This window comes from Sulfurovum sp. UBA12169 (genome assembly GCA_002742845.1).
In the GTDB taxonomy this organism is placed as follows: domain Bacteria; phylum Campylobacterota; class Campylobacteria; order Campylobacterales; family Sulfurovaceae; genus Sulfurovum.
Genome location: DLUH01000005.1, coordinates 258857 through 276070, shown reverse-complemented (window position 1 = coordinate 276070; position 17214 = coordinate 258857). Strand labels below are relative to the sequence as shown.

Here is a 17214-nt window from a genome sequence, read left to right as displayed (position 1 = left end):
AATGAAAATCGATTTTGCAAACCTGCAACACCAGCATAATTTATACAAAGATGAAATCGAACAAGCCATATTGTCTGTAGCCCGAAAATGCAACTTCATAATGGGTGAAGAGATTACGCAGCTTGAAGAGTCTTTGCAAAAGTTCACAGGTTCAAAACATGCCGTATCATGTTCTAACGGAACAGATGCACTGCTTTTAGCGATGATGGCTTTGGATATAAAGCCCGGTGATGAGATCATCACAACCCCGTTTACTTTTATTGCAACGGCTGAGACCATCGCATTTTTGGGCGCGAAGCCGGTTTTTGTTGATATAGATGAAACTACATACAACATCGATTCATCCAAAATCGAAGCCGCCATTACCGATAAAACCAAAGCCATCATTCCTGTAAGCCTATATGGGCAGCCATGCGATATAGATGAAATTATGTCGATCGCTGCAAAACATGATTTGAAAGTTATTATAGACGGTGCGCAATCGTTTGGCTCTACTTACAAAGGAAAAACCGACAGCAAACTCGGTGATATCTCCTGCACGAGCTTTTTCCCGGCCAAGCCGCTTGGCTGCTACGGGGACGGCGGAGCGGTCTTTACCGATGATGATGCGTTGGCCCAAAAGATGAAAAGCCTAAGAATTCACGGACAAACCAAGAGGTATCATCACAGATATATCGGCATGGGCGGAAGACTCGATACGATCCAAGCAGCAGTGTTGAATGTCAAACTGAAGCATTATGAAAAAGATTTGGCATTAAGACAAGAAGTCGCAAGCAAATATACAAAAGCTTTGGAAAATAAATCAGATCGGATTCTTCCATATGTAGATGAAAAAACAACATCAGCATGGGCTCAATACTCAATCAGAGTAAAAAATCGTGATGAACTTCAAGAAAAACTAAAAGAGGCAGGCATCCCAACCGCAGTGCACTACCCTATGCCGCTGCATCTGCAAGAGTGTTTTGATTATCTTGGGTATAAAGAGGGTGATTTCCCTGTTGCAGAGATGATTTCTAGAGAGATTATGAGCTTGCCGATGAATCCTTATGTGACTGATGAAGAGATAGCGTATATCTGCAAGCAATTATGATAAAAAAACTAAAACCCCACTCAGAATTTAGCCGAAATGTCCTAACTCTGATGACGGGGACCACGATCGCCCAGGCGATTCCCATCGCCATCAGTCCGATACTCACACGTATCTATACACCTGAGGATTTTGGGGTGTTTGCACTCTATATGAGTATCGCAAGCATTATTGCTGTAGCGGCTACCGGGAGATATGAGATGGCTATCATGCTTCCCAAAAAAGATGAAGATGCTATCAATATCGCAGCACTTTCTGTCATCATATCTTTTTTTGTAAGTTTGATAGCATTACTTATAGTTTTTATCTTTAATTTTCAGATTACAACCCTTCTTGGCAATCCGGAAATATCCAATTGGTTATATTTGATACCCATTACAGTACTTTTAACCGGTATTTATCAAAGTCTCAACTATTGGAGCAATAGAAAAAAACAGTACAAACGATTGGCAACAAGCAGAATAGTTCGAAGCGGGACCACTGCCGCTACAAATCTTGGTATGGGATTTGGTGGATTTGGAAGCAGCGGGCTTATCTTGGGAGGTGTGATTGGTCAAGGCATATCGACCTATATACTCGGTAAAATGATATGGTCAGAAGATAAAAACAGATTTGATAAAATTAGAAAATTAAAGATTTTTGCTTTAGCAAAAAGACATATTAAATTTCCAAAGTTCAATTTATTGAATGCTTTAGTCGATAACATAAGATTATCCGGAATAAGTATTTTAGTAGCTAAATTTTTTACTGCAGCTACTCTAGGGCAGTTTTCATTGGCCTGGAAAATGGTGCAGGTTCCCATGTCTTTGATCGGCAGCTCTCTGTCCCAAGTTTTTTTTCAAAAGGTTTCTCATGCAAGAGCAGACGACCTTGATAGAATTGTGAAAAAGTTTTTAATAAAAGCTTCATTGATTGCAGCACCATTGTTTTTAATCATATATTTTTTTGCGGTAGATATTTTTATGATAGTTTTTGGCAAGAATTGGGAGCTTGCAGGACATGCCGCATCCATAATGGCTCCATGGTTGTTTTTAAATTTTTTAACATCACCGCTTTCTATGGTATTTGTTGCGATAAGCAGACAAGACATTATGCTTATTTTTTCATTTTTTTATATGTTGGTTCCAATCGGGGTAATTTTTTTATTTTATAAAATGGGTTTTTTGAAAGTGTTGTCGATATTGTCTTTTGGTATGAGTATTATGCTTGGTATTTTTATTTTGCTGCTTATTTTTCATGTTAAAAAAATAATCAAAAAAGAGGAATGTTTTTGAAAGAAAAAAAGCATATATTAATATTGCCTTCGTGGTATAGTAATTCATTAAATCCTCTTTCAGGAATTTTTTTCAAAGAACAAGCCGAGGCACTTGCCAAACAAAATAATATAAAAGTAGGATGTATAGCCATAAATGAATCATCGCCAAGAAATATATTTCATTCTAAAAACATTAACTTTGAATATTCTCATTCCGATATCAATGGTGTTAATACGATAAATATACTTTATCCAATCCCCAATAGATTTAAAAAATTAAGACAAATAGTAAGGATGCAAGTATTTAAGATATTGTTTAAAAAATATATTTCTACATATGGAAAACCTGATATTGTTCATTTGCATAGTTTTTTATATGGTCATTTAGCTATTTGGATAAAAGAAAATTTTGGAATAAACTATATCGTCACTGAACATTCTTCGGGTTTTGCAAGGAAAATTTATAACAAACAAGATTTGGCTTATGCGAAAAATGTTTTTTTAAACTCTAGTTATAATATAGCCGTGAGCCATCAATTTGCTATTTTGTTGGAGCAGATATTTCATCTAAAGTTTAACTATTTGCCAAACAGCATCGATACTGATTATTTTAACAAAGCCGAAATTAAAACTAAAAATGATTTTAAATTTATAAATATAGCTTTTTTGGATCCAATAAAAAACCAAAAATTGCTTATAGAATCTTTTAGTCAAGCTTTTAAACATGAACAAAATGTTAAATTGGTGATTGTTGGAGACGGAAAGCAATACGACAATTTAGATAACTTGATAAAAAAATTAAAACTTGAAAATCAAGTTTCTTTGTACGGTAGAGCAAGTAGAGATGAAGCAAAAGAACTGCTTAGAGAGAGCGATGCTTTTGTTTTGTCGAGCACATATGAAACTTTCGGGGTTGTTGTGATAGAGGCCATGAGCTGCGGATTGCCGGTTGTTTCCACGAGATGCGGAGGGCCAGAGTCTGTTATCGTGAATGATTCGCTAGGTTTGCTTGTCCAAAATGATAGCAAAAGAGAGTTGGCGTTTGGTATGAAAAAAATCTATCAGACACAGTATAATCATGATGCGATAAGAAGGTATATTATCGATAATTTTTCATCAAATGCCATATCTCAGAAACTTATAGCTATATATAGTGCATTGTGTTCAAAATAATCAAGGAAAGATAAATCAAAAAATGATATTTCATATACCGATGCTAATTAATTTACGAGTTTATGAAAAAAGAAGGGATTGTATTTGAAAAAAATAACATCGGTTGTACTAAATAATTTCAAAAACGATAGTCGCGTATTAAAAGAAAATATCTCACTAAAAAAAGCCGGCTATGATGTGCAGGTGGTCGCACTTCATGAAGAGCCCCTGCAAGAGTATGATGAAATTCAAAATATTCCCGTGCATAGAGTAAAATTAAAAAGTCGTGGATGGTCAAAGCATAAGTTGGTTCAGGTTTTAAAATATTTTGAATTTATCTATAGGGTGGTAAAGCATTATAAAAACAGTGATATTTTTCATTGCAACGACTTAAACACATTACCAATAGGTGTGCTAATAAAAAAGTTTTTCAATCGTGATGCAAGGATAGTCTATGATGCTCATGAGTATGAGATAAATGACACTCCAAACGAAAGTAAATATAAGATAAAGATAAAATATTTTTTTGAGAAATTTTTAATCAAATATGCAGATAAAGTAATAACTGTAAGTGATTCAATAGCAAATGAATATTCAAAAATGTACAATATAGAAAAACCCGCATTAGTTTTAAATACTCCGCCATATAAAATAATTGAAAAGAAAGACATATTTCGAGAGACTTTAGGCATACAAGAAAGTCAAACGATATTTTTATATCAAGGTGGGTTAAGTAAAGGCAGAGGTATAGAGATACTTCTTGAAGCTTTTAAAAGTATGAATCATGAAAATGCTGTAATCGTTTTTATGGGATATGGACAATTGGAGAATTTGATAATAGAAGAATCAAAAGAATATAAAAATATCTATTTTTATAAGGCGGTATCGCCTGATGTTTTGCTTGATTATACAAGCAGTGCTGATTTTGGAATTTTATTTTATGAAAATAGTTGTTTGAATCACTATTATTGTTCTCCAAATAAAATGTTCGAGTATCTTATGGCGGAAATACCGGTGATAGTTTCAAATCTTTACGAGATGAAACGATTGGTTGAGTCAAATAAAATAGGAATTGTTGCAAAAGAGAACAATCCAGATGCGTTAAAAGTAGCTATAGAAGAGGCTGCAAAGTTAGACAAAGATGAATTAAAAACCAATATTCAAAAATTAAAGACTATCTATAATTGGGAACAACAAGAAAAGGTTTTACTAGAAGTTTATAAGGGATTGATTTAATGTGTGGCATAAGCGGAATTATTAATAAAAATAAACAACCCATTAAACAAAACGAGATAAAGAAGATAAACGATCTTATAGCACACAGGGGTCCTGACGATGAAGGCTTTTATATTGAGAAAAGCTTCGCATTTGGACACAGAAGACTTTCTATAATAGATCTTAGCAGTGACGGGCATCAGCCTATGCACTATCTTGATAAGTATGTCATTACCTATAATGGAGAAGTTTATAATTACCTTGAAATAAAAGACGAACTTTTAAAAGAGGGATATATATTTCATTCCCATACAGATACCGAAGTAATACTTGCTAGTTATGATAAGTGGGGACAAGGGTGCGTAAATAGATTTAACGGTATGTGGGCGTTTGCTATATATGATAAAGAAAAAAATATTATATTTTGTAGTCGGGACAGATTTGGAGTTAAACCTTTCTATTACGCAGAAGTTGATGGTAAGTTTGTATTTGGATCTGAGATAAAGCAACTTTTAGAATTTTATGAAGAGAGGTTTGTAAATAAAAAAAATTTAATGGATTATTTGGTCATAGGATATGAAAACCATACAAATGAAACTTTTTTTGAAAATATATTTAAACTCCAACAATCACATAACTTAATTTACGATTTAATAAACAATCGCTTTGAAATCAAAAGATACTATGACATTGAACAAAGGGAATTAAATTTAGATCTAACTTCATCGGTAAACGAATATCGTTCTAATTTGATGGATTCAATAAAACTAAGACTTCGCAGTGATGTAAAAGTTGGCACATGTTTAAGTGGAGGACTGGATAGCTCTGCTATTGCTGCTATTGCCTCTGATATTTACAGATCTAAAGCCACTGATAAGTTTATTGCTATACATGCTCAATCATCTGAAAAAACAAGCGATGAAAGCTTTTTTGCGCAAGAAGTTTCTAGCTCTAGTGATTTGGATTTAAATATAATTGAGCCATCAGGAGAAGATTTCTCAAACAGGATAGACGATGTAATTTATACTCAAGAAGAGCCTTTTGGAGGCCCTTCAATTTTTATGCAATACTTTGTGATGAAAAAAGCAAAAGAGATAGGATGTACAGTTTTGCTTGATGGTCAAGGTGGTGATGAAACTTTAGTAGGCTACGAGAGATATTATCCTGCATATTTGATGAGTTTAGGATTTACCGGTTTTGTTAAAGGCTTTTTCAATGCATCTAAAAATTCAAAACTTAGCTTGAAACAATTATTGGCATATTTTGTTTATTTCACAAGTTCTAAAATAAGAATAAAAAGACTTAAGACTAAAAACAATTTTGTTAAAAAAGAATATTTAGAACTTACATCATTTGATGTTTTAGAAAAAAATGCAAAAAGCTATTTGAATCTTTTCGCTTTACAGCATGAAGAGATATTTTATACCCAGATGCCACATTTACTTAGATATGAAGATAGAAATTCGATGAGACACTCAATTGAAACACGATTGCCATTTATTGACTATAGAGTAGTTGAAACAGCTTTATCAATTAATAATCAATATAAAATAAGAAATGGTTGGACAAAATATATTTTAAGAAAAACAGTTGAAAATATCTTGCCAAAAAATGTAGTTTGGAGAAAAAATAAAATGGGCTTTGAGGCGCCTGCAAAAAGCTGGCTAAAAACAATAGAAAATCAAATGAAAACAGCTATAGAGGAATCAAATATAATTAAGATGATTGCTGTAAAAAAAGTAGAGTTTGACAAATTAGATATCGAACAGAAATGGAAACTTTTTAATATAGCCAAATGGGAGCAAATTTATAATGTCAAAATCGGTTAAAATTACCCACATTACATCAGCCCATCAAAGGTACGATACAAGAATATTTTTAAAAATGTGTTCATCTTTAGCTAAAAATGAAAACTATAAGGTGAGTTTGGTGGTTGCGGATGGCAAAGGTGATGAAATAAAAAATAGTGTAAATATAGTAGATGTTGGGCCAAAAACAGGTGGTCGTATCTCTCGCATGACGACAACAGTTAAAAAAGTTTTTGAAAAAGCAAAAGAGCTTGATAGCGATATCTATCATTTGCATGACCCGGAGCTTATTCCCATAGGACTGAAGTTAAAAAAACTGGGTTTTAAAGTGATATTTGATGCTCATGAGGATTTGCCAAAGCAGTTGCTTGGGAAACCGTATCTGGGCAAAGTAGCAAAAGTGATACTTTCTAAAACTTTTGAACTTTATGAAAAATACGCTTGTAAAAAGTTTGACTATATCATCACGGCAACGCCACATATCAGAGATAAATTTCTAAAGATAAATAAAAAAAGTGTAGATATAAATAACTTCCCAATTCTTGGAGAACTTGCCAATAAAACTCCTTGGGATGAGAAAAAAGATGAGGTGTGCTATGTGGGCGGGATTGCCAAAACAAGAGGAATAAAAGAAGTTGTAAAAGCTATGGAATTTACGCAAAATGTAAGATTAAATCTAGCTGGCAGCTTTAGTGAAAACGATGTAGAAACTGAAGTAAAAAGTTATGATGGATGGAAGAATGTCAATGAATTTGGATTTTTAGATCGTGAAGGCGTAGCAGATGTGATGAGCCGCTCGAAAGCTGGACTTGTAACACTTTATCCGACTATAAATTACTTAGATGCTTTGCCGATAAAAATGTTCGAGTACATGTCTGCGGGACTACCTATCATAACTTCAAATTTTTCACTCTGGAAAGAAATAGTGGAAGAAAACGATTGCGGAATATGTGTCAATCCTCTTGAACCACAAGAGATAGCTCGCGCTATAGAATATATTATTGTACACCCGCAAGAAGCAGAACAAATGGGACAAAATGGTAAAAAAGCTGTTTTAAAAAAGTATAATTGGGGCATTGAAGAAGAGAAACTATTTAGAGTTTATGGAGAGCTAATAAAATGATAAAAATAGTAACCATCCTGGGTGCAAGACCGCAATTTATAAAAGCCGGAAATGTTAGCAGGGAAGCGAGAAGGCAGAAGGCAGAAGGCAGAAGTATCGAAGAGGTTATAGTTCATACCGGACAACATTATGATGCCAATATGAGCGATATATTTTTTGAACAGATGCAAATACCAAAACCAGATTATTTCCTTGGCATAGGCGGCAAGTCACACGGCGCTATGACAGGACAGATGATAGAGCATATCGAAGAGGTGGTATTAAAAGAAAAACCAGATTGGATGCTTGTGTATGGGGATACCAACTCTACATTAGCCGGGGCTATCGTAGCTAGCAAACTTCACATTAAGCTTGCCCATGTCGAAGCAGGCTTGAGATCTTTCAATATGAAAATGCCAGAAGAGGTTAACCGCATACTTACAGACAGGGTAAGCGATATACTTTTTTGTCCTACGAATGCAGCGGTGCAAAATCTTAAAAATGAAGGCTTCCCGTTTGTAATGGCTACAAACAAACAGCAATTGATCGCTAATGTGGGTGATGTGATGCAAGACGGAGCAATTTTTTATAAAAACCTTTCACAAAAGCCTTCTTCCTTCCTCTTTCCTCCTTCATCATTTATCCTTTGTACCATTCACAGGGCAGAAAATACAGATGATGAAGCTAGGCTTAGAGCTATTTTTGAAGCACTAAATGAAATAGCCAAAGAGAAACAGATCGTCTTGCCTCTGCATCCAAGAACCAAAAAAATAATTCAGAATTTGAAAATAAAGACCACAAATCTGACCATAATCGATCCGGTCGGATATTTAGAAATGGTATGGCTGATAGATAATTGTGAGCTTGTAATGACAGATAGCGGAGGACTTCAAAAAGAAGCATATTTTTTCTCTAAGCCTTGTATGACCCTAAGAGATGAAACTGAGTGGGTGGAATTAGTTGAGATGGGAGTAAATGTATTGGTCGGTGCAGATAAAGAAAAAATTATTGATGCTTACCATAGCTCTTCAGCCTTTATCCTTCAGCCTTCGGCCTCAAATTTATATGGCAGCGGCAAAGCTAGCGAAAATATCATCAAAACATTATTGGAGTATTAAGTGACTATTTGGATACTCAATCACCATGCACTTACACCTCAAATGAGCGGTGGAACAAGACATTATGATTTTGCAAGAGAGCTCATAAAAAGAGGTCACAAGGTAGCCATCATCTCTTCTAGTTTTCACTATTCCAAATACATAGAAATGAAAGAATATGAAGAAAAAGAACATATTTGTGAATATGTTGACGGCATAGAGTGGGTATGGCTGAAAACCCCTCCTTATAGAGGCAATGGGATGGCTAGGGTAAAAAACATGTTAAGCTATACCAGAAAAGCTTTGAAAATCATTCCGACTCTTGATCTGTCTAAGCCTGATATTATCATAGGCTCTTCAGTGCATCTGTTTGCTGTTTATGCTGCTTATAAGCTCTCACGGAAATATAAGATACCGTTTGTAATGGAAGTAAGGGATCTTTGGCCTCAAACACTTATAGATATGGGCATCTCCAAGCGGCATCCGTTTATTATAATTCTTGGAATTTTAGAGAGATTTTTGTATAGAAAAGCGGATAAAATCATTTCAAATCTGCCATACGCATATGAGTATATATCTGACTATGCCCCACCACAAAAATTTGAATGGATCAGCAATGGGGTGGATTTGAGAAATATTTCTTATAAGGAAAAAAGCGAATCAAGTCCATTTGTAGTCAGTTATACCGGCGCTATGGGAGTAGCAAACAATCTAGGGGTTTTGGTGGAGGCTGCAGATAAACTAAAAGAAGATAAAAATATCATTTTTCGTATCATTGGCGATGGAGTAGAAAAACAAAAACTAAAAGAAATGGTGCAAGCCAAAGGACTGGAGAATATAACCATTGAAGACCCGGTAGCCAAAAGCCAAATACCAGATATCCTTGCAGTCAGCGATATTTTGTATTTCAATCTCAAAGACAGCCCGGTATTTAGATACGGGATCAGTTCAAATAAACTTTTTGATTATATGGCAGCAGGCAGAGTAGTTATATTTTCTACAAATGCTGCGAATAATCCTATCAAAGAAGCAAACGGAGGATTTACTATAGCTCCCGATGAAGTGGATGAATTGGTAGCCACTATTAAGCAGATAATTTCCATGACACACGAGCAAAGAACGCAGATGGGGAGACGAAACAGAGAGTATTGTGAGAAATTTTATAGCACCAAAGTACTTGTCGATAAGCTGGAGAAGGTTCTTCAAGATGAGGTAAGTAATGCTTAAAAGATCATTTGATATCCTATTTTCTATCATATTGATAATTTTGTTTGCACCTGTTTTTGTCATGATAAGTTTATTGATTTTAGTGACTATGGGCAGACCTATACTGTTTGCTCAGCCTCGCCCAGGGTATAAAGAAGAGATATTCGGTATATACAAATTTCGTACTATGAGCAACGAAACAGATGAAGATGGAGAGCTTTTGCCAGATGAAAAAAGATTGCATGGTGTAGGTAAATTTATACGAAGTACTAGCATTGATGAGCTGCCGCAACTTTTTAATGTGCTCAAAGGGGAGATGAGTTTTGTCGGTCCTAGGCCCTTGCTTGCGGAATACCTGCCTTTGTATGATGAGAAGCAAAGAATCAGACACGATGTCTTACCAGGCATTACGGGCTGGGCGCAAGTAAATGGACGCAATGCCATAAGCTGGGAGCAAAAGTTTGAACATGATATATGGTACGTGAAACATCAAAGCTTTCTTCTTGATATGAAGATACTATGGCTTACATTTTTAAAAGTGATAAAAAGAAACGATATTAGTTCATCAAGAAGTGTTACTATGGAAAAGTTTAAAGGCAATAAAAAATGAATCCAATTTATATTTACGGAGCAAGCGGTCACGGATTGGTGGTAGCTGAGGTAGCCGGTATATGCGGATATGATAATATTCTGTTTATAGATGACGCTAATGCTATGTATCCAAGTTTTGAGGATATTTCAAAAGAAAATCATATTCCCATAGTGATCGGAGTAGGCAATAATAGTATTAGGGCAAAACTTTTTGAAAAAGCAAAAGCTCATGGCTTTACGATAACTACCTTGATTCATCCGAGTGCAGTTGTGTCCTTAAGCGCTGTTATCGGTATTGGAAGCGTCGTGATGCCAAATGTTACTATCAATGCAAAAGCTTCGATTGGGGCAGGAGCTATACTCAATACCGGCTCAATCATAGAGCATGAATGCAGGATAGGAGATTTTGTCCATATTTCGCCGAATGCTGCACTTGCAGGGGATGTAAAAGTGGGGGATTTTACACATATTGGGATAGGTTCTGCTGTGATACAGGGCATAACAATAGGAAAAAATACCATCATAGGCGCAGGGTCGAGCGTGATAAAAAATATTGGTGACTTTAAAAAAGCTTACGGAGTTCCATGCAAAGAACAAAAAAATGAAGCCGTCAAAAGTTAAATATGACATACAATATCCTTTTAAGATTTGTCAGTAATAGTATTTGGAATTAGGAAAAAACGGGTATGATTTTATGTCGTAATGGCAGTAAAGAAAGTCATAAATATCCCCAATAAAAGTCAGGAATAATAATGTTTAAAAAAAATGAACTAAATTGGAAAGAGATAAGCATATTGATTTTGATCGCATATGTTTTTAGTTTTGCTCTGCGGATGATCTGGATTTTTCAGTTTCAAGACAATCCAAATTTTTATTGGAACGGGCAACTGATGATCAACACCAATGACGGATATTTTTTTGCATCGGCCGCAGAACATCTTATCAATGGAGCTCATGCCGACAATCCAAGGATTCCTGTTGCCCTTGAGAGTTATCCGGCTATCATCTATGCTACCTATTTTTTGACAAAATTTACACCAATGTCGCTGGAGACGACCATACTTTTTCTCCCTGCGATAATATCCAGTTTAGTAGTAATTCCTATTGTTTTAACCGGCCAGCTTGTCAGGTTGCCGTGGGTCGGTTTTTTTGCTGCACTTTTAGGTTCAATCGCTTGGAGCTATTACAATAGAACTATGACCGGCTATTATGATAGTGACATGTTTGCTGTTCTTTTGCAATTTACGATCTTGTATTTATTTTTACTTACGCTGTATTCAAAAGAGAATAAAAATATTTTATGGTTAATGCTTGCCATTTTAATCTATCCATTCTTTTATCCTCAGGGGTTGAGTCTTATCTATGCCGTTTTTCTTTTGTGGACCGCTTATCAGGTACTCTATCAAAGAAAAGATCAGCATACCTATCTTTTTATAATAATGGCTTCTGTATCTCTTTGGGCCGTGCCTATTTGGAGCAAAACAGTTGTTCTTGTTTTAATATTTGTATTTTTTGAAAAAATAAAAAATTCTTTAGACACACGAAAACTTTTTTATTTGGCGCTATTGGCTTTAGGTATATTTTTCTTTTTTGGCAATGTGTTTTCTTTGATTTTTGAGAAAATTATGATCTATACAGACAGGGGAGTCAGGGAAAGCGGATTGCATTTTTATGAAGTAATTCAAACCGTAAGAGAAGCAGGATCAATATCATGGCAAACTGTTGCCGATAGAATTATAGGCGGCCCCATACTATTTTTAATCAGCATTATAGGCTATCTAATTTTGGTAATCAGGCATAAGCAGTTTATAATCGCACTGCCGCTTTTGGGAATCGGGGTTTTTGCATATTGGGGAGGATTGCGATTTACTATCTATGCTGTTCCGATGGCGGCATTTTCGGTGATATATTTATTTTATATCATTTCGTTGGAATTTATAAAATATAAAAAAGGGGCATATGTACTTTTTTGTGTATTGTCGCTTGGGGCTTTGTATCCAAATATCGCCCATATAGTTGACTACAAAGTGCCCACAGTGCTCAATAAGGCCGAAGTAGAAGATCTTACGAAGCTTGATGCGATAGCAGACACAAAAGACTATACGCTGGGCTGGTGGGACTATGGCTATCCGATCTGGTATTACTCCGATACCAATACGCTCATAGACGGCGGCAAACATCATAATGACAATTTTATCATCTCTAAAATCCTTCAGACCTCCTCGCCTGAGCTGGCCGCCAATTTAAGCCGTTTGGCCGTAGAGACGTATGTGGATTCGAACTACTCCGAGGTGGCTGATGTGTTGTTTAAAAATGGACAAAAAGATCAGCTTGAACCCAATCTGCTTTTGGCTGAGCTTGAAGACCCCCAATACAGACTTCCTCCCAAAACAAGAGATATTTATCTTTATCTTCCTTACAGGATGATGAGCATTTTTCCTACTGTGATGCTGTTTGGCAATCTGGATCTGACCACAGGCAAACAAGAGAGAGAAATTGTTTTTTATCCTACGCGCGCGGTTAAAAATGATAACGAGAGAGTAATTTTTGCAAACGGTATCGAGTTTGATGCCAAAAAAGGCGAACTTTTTATGGGAGCAGAAAAAAGAGAAGTCAGGCATTTTATCATCACGCAAAATACAAATGAAGGCGATATCAAGCTCCAGTCCCAATCCTATCATGTCGAGGGGATGTACGTGATTATCTATATGCAAAGCTATGGACAGTTTGTGATCATGGATTCTCAAACCTTTGAATCAACCTATGTGCAGATGTTCATACTGGGTAAATATGACCCTAATTTATTTGAGCTTGTTGTCTCATCGCCGTATAGCAAAATCTATAAGCTTAAGAAATAGATGCTGACACAAATACAGCAAAAACAAAAAAGAATTTTTGATATCATTTTATCGATAGCGGGAATTCTTTTGACGTGGTGGATTGTGCTTTTGGCATGGATAGCTGCTTCTTTTGAAACCAGGAGTAACGGTTTGTTTGTTCAAACGCGTATAGGCAGGCATGCTAAACCTTTTGCCATCTTTAAAATCAAAACGATGTATCATGTGCAGCATACAGATACACACGTAACCACAAGTAAAGACACGCGCATCACGAAAAGCGGTGCTTTTTTCAGAAAAATGAAAATAGACGAATTGCCGCAGCTTTGGAATGTGTTAATTGGGGATATGAGTTTTGTGGGACCCAGACCTGATGTGCCTGGATTTGCAGACAAGCTTGAAGGAGAAGAAAGAAAAATTCTGGAATTAAGACCAGGCATCACAGGCCCTGCCTCTTTAAAGTATAGAAGCGAAGAGACCATTTTGTCACAGGCGAAAGACCCTGAGCGTTATAATCGGGAAATTATCTGGCCGGACAAGGTGAAGATCAATCGGGTCTACATGGAACACTGGTCGCTAAGTCGGGATATAATGTATATTATAAAAACAATTATAGGATAAAGCATGGATAGAATTTTCCTTTCACCCCCGCATATGAGCGGCAAAGAGCAAACCTATATCGGTGAAGTGTTTGAGAGCAACTATATTGCCCCGCTTGGAGCATTTGTGGAGCGTTTTGAGCAGAATATAAAAGAATATACAGGAGCAGAGTATGCTTTGGCTGTCTCTTCTGCAACGGCAGCACTGCATTTGGCACTGCGTGTTTTAGGTGTGGGTGCCGGAGATATCGTGCTGGCATCCAGTTTTACATTTATCGGTTCGATTAATGCTGTTTTGTACCAAAATGCGATCCCTTTTTTTATAGACAGCGATGAGAGTTGGAATATTTCACCCCGACTGCTTAAGGAAGCCATTTTAAAAGCACCCAAGAAGCCAAAAGCACTTATTGTGACCCATCTCTACGGGCAGGTGTGCAAATTGGATGAAATTGTGTCGATCTGCAAAGAAGAAGGCATTTATCTTGTCGAAGATGCGGCGGAATCTTTAGGGGCTACTTACAAAGACAAGCAAAGCGGAACATTCGGGGATATCGGGGTATATTCGTTTAACGGCAATAAGATTTTAACCACCTCGGGCGGGGGCATGTTGGTGAGCGGCAATGAAGCATGGATTGCCAAAGCGAAATTTCTTTCCACGCAAGCAAAAGAGCCTTTTTTGCATTACGAACATAAGGAGATGGGATACAACTACCGCATGAGCAATGTGTTGGCGGCAATAGGAGTGGCACAAATGGAAGTGCTGGCATCCAGAGTGCAGCGGCGGCGTGAAATATTTGATTTGTATGCTGCTTGGCTTCAAAAAATCCAAGGGATAGAGTTTATGCCTGAGATTCCAGGCAGTCAAGGAAATAGATGGCTTACGACACTTGTTTTTGAACATATCGATCCCTTTAGGGTGATTGAAGCATTGGAAAAATCAAATATAGAAAGCAGGCCGCTTTGGAAACCTATGCATACGCAGCCGCTTTTTAAAGAGGCGTTGGTTGTCCGGGATGGAACAAGCGAGAGACTTTTTAAAAGAGGCATTTGTTTGCCTAGCGGCTCAAGCATGAGCGATGAAGATGTGTTGCGTGTATGCGAGAGCATAAAAAAGGTATTGAAATGATCTCCTGGCTGCGCCCGACTTCTTTAAAGCGCATCATTTTTTTTGTGATGACAGACATTCTGCTCTCTTTGGTAACGCTTTATTTTTCTTACCAGCTTCGCTTTAGTTTTGAAATTCCTGAATCATTTCTGGGTCCGTTTTGGCTGGTCTTTGGAGTGCTTGTACCCATAAAGATTCTTTTTCTGTTTTTCTTTAAAAATTATTTTATTGTCTGGCGTTTCTTTGGTTTTCTGGATGCAAAAAATATCATCAAGGCCCATCTGTTGGCGTATATGGTTTTTTTGCTGCTTTTTATGGTCTTCCCGGATGTTTTCAATCCTTTTCCCCGCAGTGTCATTATTATCGATTTTTTCCTGTCGCTTATTTTCATAGGTTCTTTGAGGATCGTCAAGCGTTTTTTAAGTGAAAAGCGCCGCCATGCCATCATCAAACCGACAGTTCTGGTAGGAGTGAACAGCCAAACAGGCACCATTATACAAAGTGCGCTCAGGGAAGAGATCGGCTATTATCCTGTAGCCATTGTCTCTTTTGAGGAGGATGAGACCGCTACGCATGCTTATATCAATAACGTAAAAGTGTACAAGGCGGACGCACTGAAACAGATTGTTGTCCAAAAACAGATTGTTGCAGCCATTATCGTGCAAATTGTACCTCCCGAAGAGATGAAAAAAATTGTAGAACGATTGCATCAGGTGGGAATCTATGATATTAAAAGAGCCAAACTTTTAGGTGCAGAATATGAAAAACTGGAAGATCTCTCCATCGAAGATCTTCTGGCGCGTCATCCTAAAGACCTTGATACGGATGCCATCAAAACATTTATTAAAGGCAAATCGGTGCTTATTACCGGAGCAGGAGGAAGTATCGGCTCTGAAATCGCAAGGCAATGCAATAAGTTTGGTGCTTTGGCGTTGACGTTGGTAGACAACAGCGAATACAATCTCTATCAGATAGGAGAGCAGATAGATGAAGCTGATTTGAGACTGGTAGACGTGACAGATAAAAAAATGCTTGATGAGGTTTTTCGCAAAGCTTTGCCTCAGATCGTTATTCATGCGGCTGCCTATAAGCATGTACCGCTTTGTGAAGCCAATCAAGAAAAAGCGGTTTTTAATAATGTTTTGGGAACTAAAAACGTGATTGATACAAGTATCGCGTACAATGCGCAAAAAGTGGTTATCATTTCTACAGACAAGGCAGTTCGCCCTACCAATGTGATGGGTGCAACCAAAAGGGTAACGGAACTTTATGCAAATAATGTAGAATCAAAAAACACTGAAATTGTTGCCGTGCGTTTTGGCAATGTTTTGGGAAGCAGCGGTTCGGTGATCCCCAAGTTTAAACATCAGATTGAAAAAGGGGGGCCGGTGACGGTCACCCATCCTGAAATTACCCGTTATTTTATGCTGATCCCGGAGGCATGTCAGCTTGTGCTGCAGGCAGCCACCATAGCCAAAGGCGGCGAACTTTTTATTTTGGATATGGGAGAGCCTGTCAAGATAGCAGATTTGGCCCAACAGATGATACGTCTTTACGGCAAAGAAGATGAGGTCGGAATCGTATTTACGGGTCTTCGTCCCGGAGAGAAACTGTATGAAGAGTTGCTGCTCGATGAGAGTGAGCAGCAAACAAAATACAGTTCAATTTTTATCGCAAAGCCAACACCTTATGACAGCCAAACATTAATTCGTGATATCGAAGCGCTCCTGGAGGCCGAGGATAAAGTTAAAGCTTTACAATACATTGTGCCTGAATTTACAAGAGAATCTTAGGTACAATATCTGTCATTCGCAGTTTTTGTAGTTACAGGTGTCTTTGGACGGCAAGAAAACTAAAAAAAGGAGGTCAAAATGTTTAAGAGGATAGTTTTTGGGTTATTGGTCTGTGTGTCTACATCGTTATTCGGTATGAGCCTCAAAGGGCTCAACACTGCTTCCAAAGAAGCACTGATGGAGATCAAGGGGATCGGCGAAGTCAAAGCGGATGCTATCATCAATGAGCGCAGCAAAGAAAAGTTTAAATCTTTTGAAGATCTTCAAAGAGTCAAAGGTATCGGGCCGCGCACGGCTGAAAATATCCAAAATGATGTCAAATCGAAACGTGCCCAAGAGGAAGAGTGACAATCCTCTTTAACCACAA

Annotated in this window: 15 protein-coding genes; all 15 read left to right on the top strand. The window is 37.1% G+C overall.

The annotated features are described in order from the left end of the window. Position 1: 1 nt before the first annotated feature. The gene (locus tag CFH81_06350; GenBank protein DAB39841.1) at positions 2–1090 is read left to right on the top strand and encodes an aminotransferase DegT; all 1089 of its coding nucleotides are present in this window, start codon (positions 2–4) and stop codon (positions 1088–1090) included. After that, positions 1087–2361, top strand: a complete 1275-nt coding sequence (locus CFH81_06345; protein DAB39840.1) for a translocase — start codon at positions 1087–1089, stop codon at positions 2359–2361. The genes CFH81_06350 and CFH81_06345 overlap by 4 nt, the downstream gene beginning before the upstream one ends. Then, complete coding sequence (locus CFH81_06340) at positions 2352–3515, top strand: hypothetical protein (protein ID DAB39839.1); 1164 nt, start codon at positions 2352–2354, stop codon at positions 3513–3515. Before CFH81_06345 ends, CFH81_06340 begins: the two co-directional genes overlap by 10 nt. Before the next feature lie 78 nt (positions 3516–3593). After that, positions 3594–4730 carry a glycosyl transferase family 1 gene (locus CFH81_06335; protein ID DAB39838.1) on the top strand — a complete coding sequence of 379 codons (1137 nt, stop codon included), beginning with the start codon at positions 3594–3596 and terminating at the stop codon, positions 4728–4730. Next, positions 4730–6538 carry an asparagine synthase (glutamine-hydrolyzing) gene (gene asnB, locus CFH81_06330; GenBank protein ID DAB39837.1) on the top strand — a complete coding sequence of 603 codons (1809 nt, stop codon included), beginning with the start codon at positions 4730–4732 and terminating at the stop codon, positions 6536–6538. Before CFH81_06335 ends, asnB begins: the two co-directional genes overlap by 1 nt. Beyond that, the gene (locus CFH81_06325; GenBank protein DAB39836.1) at positions 6522–7640 is read left to right on the top strand and encodes a glycosyl transferase; all 1119 of its coding nucleotides are present in this window, start codon (positions 6522–6524) and stop codon (positions 7638–7640) included. The genes asnB and CFH81_06325 overlap by 17 nt, the downstream gene beginning before the upstream one ends. Then, on the top strand, positions 7637–8737 hold the full coding sequence (locus tag CFH81_06320) for a UDP-N-acetylglucosamine 2-epimerase (non-hydrolyzing) (GenBank protein DAB39835.1): 1101 nt from the start codon (positions 7637–7639) through the stop codon (positions 8735–8737). The genes CFH81_06325 and CFH81_06320 overlap by 4 nt, the downstream gene beginning before the upstream one ends. 42 nt (positions 8738–8779) lie before the next feature. Further along, positions 8780–9943, top strand: coding sequence for a glycosyltransferase WbuB (locus CFH81_06315; protein DAB40443.1), 1164 nt, complete (start codon positions 8780–8782; stop codon positions 9941–9943). Beyond that, the gene (locus tag CFH81_06310) at positions 9936–10532 is read left to right on the top strand and encodes a lipid carrier--UDP-N-acetylgalactosaminyltransferase (protein ID DAB39834.1); all 597 of its coding nucleotides are present in this window, start codon (positions 9936–9938) and stop codon (positions 10530–10532) included. Before CFH81_06315 ends, CFH81_06310 begins: the two co-directional genes overlap by 8 nt. Further along, positions 10529–11134 (top strand): acetyltransferase, encoded by a 606-nt coding sequence (locus CFH81_06305; GenBank protein DAB39833.1) that lies wholly within the window; start codon positions 10529–10531, stop codon positions 11132–11134. The genes CFH81_06310 and CFH81_06305 overlap by 4 nt, the downstream gene beginning before the upstream one ends. Positions 11135–11265: 131 nt before the next feature. After that, on the top strand, positions 11266–13371 hold the full coding sequence (locus CFH81_06300; protein DAB39832.1) for a peptide-binding protein: 2106 nt from the start codon (positions 11266–11268) through the stop codon (positions 13369–13371). Further along, on the top strand, positions 13372–13971 hold the full coding sequence (locus CFH81_06295) for a sugar transferase (GenBank protein ID DAB39831.1): 600 nt from the start codon (positions 13372–13374) through the stop codon (positions 13969–13971). It abuts the gene before it with no gap. 3 nt (positions 13972–13974) lie between these two features. Further along, positions 13975–15075, top strand: coding sequence for an aminotransferase DegT (locus CFH81_06290; GenBank protein DAB39830.1), 1101 nt, complete (start codon positions 13975–13977; stop codon positions 15073–15075). Beyond that, positions 15072–16847 carry a UDP-N-acetylglucosamine 4,6-dehydratase gene (locus tag CFH81_06285; protein ID DAB39829.1) on the top strand — a complete coding sequence of 592 codons (1776 nt, stop codon included), beginning with the start codon at positions 15072–15074 and terminating at the stop codon, positions 16845–16847. The genes CFH81_06290 and CFH81_06285 overlap by 4 nt, the downstream gene beginning before the upstream one ends. A 78-nt stretch (positions 16848–16925) precedes the next feature. Then, entirely contained in the window at positions 16926–17195 is a 270-nt protein-coding gene (locus CFH81_06280; protein ID DAB39828.1) for a transporter, read from the top strand. Positions 17196–17214: the final 19 nt, after the last annotated feature.

Excerpts from the sequence above, each read along its gene's own strand:
- CFH81_06350 (DAB39841.1), top strand. The coding sequence starts at position 2 with ATGAAAATCGATTTTGCAAACCTGCAACACCAGCATAATTTATACAAA.
- CFH81_06345 (DAB39840.1), top strand. The coding sequence starts at position 1,087 with ATGATAAAAAAACTAAAACCCCACTCAGAATTTAGCCGAAATGTCCTA.
- CFH81_06340 (DAB39839.1), top strand. The coding sequence starts at position 2,352 with ATGTTTTTGAAAGAAAAAAAGCATATATTAATATTGCCTTCGTGGTAT.
- asnB (DAB39837.1), top strand. The coding sequence starts at position 4,730 with ATGTGTGGCATAAGCGGAATTATTAATAAAAATAAACAACCCATTAAA.
- CFH81_06325 (DAB39836.1), top strand. The coding sequence starts at position 6,522 with ATGTCAAAATCGGTTAAAATTACCCACATTACATCAGCCCATCAAAGG.
- CFH81_06320 (DAB39835.1), top strand. The coding sequence starts at position 7,637 with ATGATAAAAATAGTAACCATCCTGGGTGCAAGACCGCAATTTATAAAA.
- CFH81_06315 (DAB40443.1), top strand. The coding sequence starts at position 8,780 with ATGAGCGGTGGAACAAGACATTATGATTTTGCAAGAGAGCTCATAAAA.
- CFH81_06310 (DAB39834.1), top strand. The coding sequence starts at position 9,936 with ATGCTTAAAAGATCATTTGATATCCTATTTTCTATCATATTGATAATT.
- CFH81_06305 (DAB39833.1), top strand. The coding sequence starts at position 10,529 with ATGAATCCAATTTATATTTACGGAGCAAGCGGTCACGGATTGGTGGTA.
- CFH81_06300 (DAB39832.1), top strand. The coding sequence starts at position 11,266 with ATGTTTAAAAAAAATGAACTAAATTGGAAAGAGATAAGCATATTGATT.
- CFH81_06295 (DAB39831.1), top strand. The coding sequence starts at position 13,372 with ATGCTGACACAAATACAGCAAAAACAAAAAAGAATTTTTGATATCATT.
- CFH81_06290 (DAB39830.1), top strand. The coding sequence starts at position 13,975 with ATGGATAGAATTTTCCTTTCACCCCCGCATATGAGCGGCAAAGAGCAA.
- CFH81_06285 (DAB39829.1), top strand. The coding sequence starts at position 15,072 with ATGATCTCCTGGCTGCGCCCGACTTCTTTAAAGCGCATCATTTTTTTT.
- CFH81_06280 (DAB39828.1), top strand. The coding sequence starts at position 16,926 with ATGTTTAAGAGGATAGTTTTTGGGTTATTGGTCTGTGTGTCTACATCG.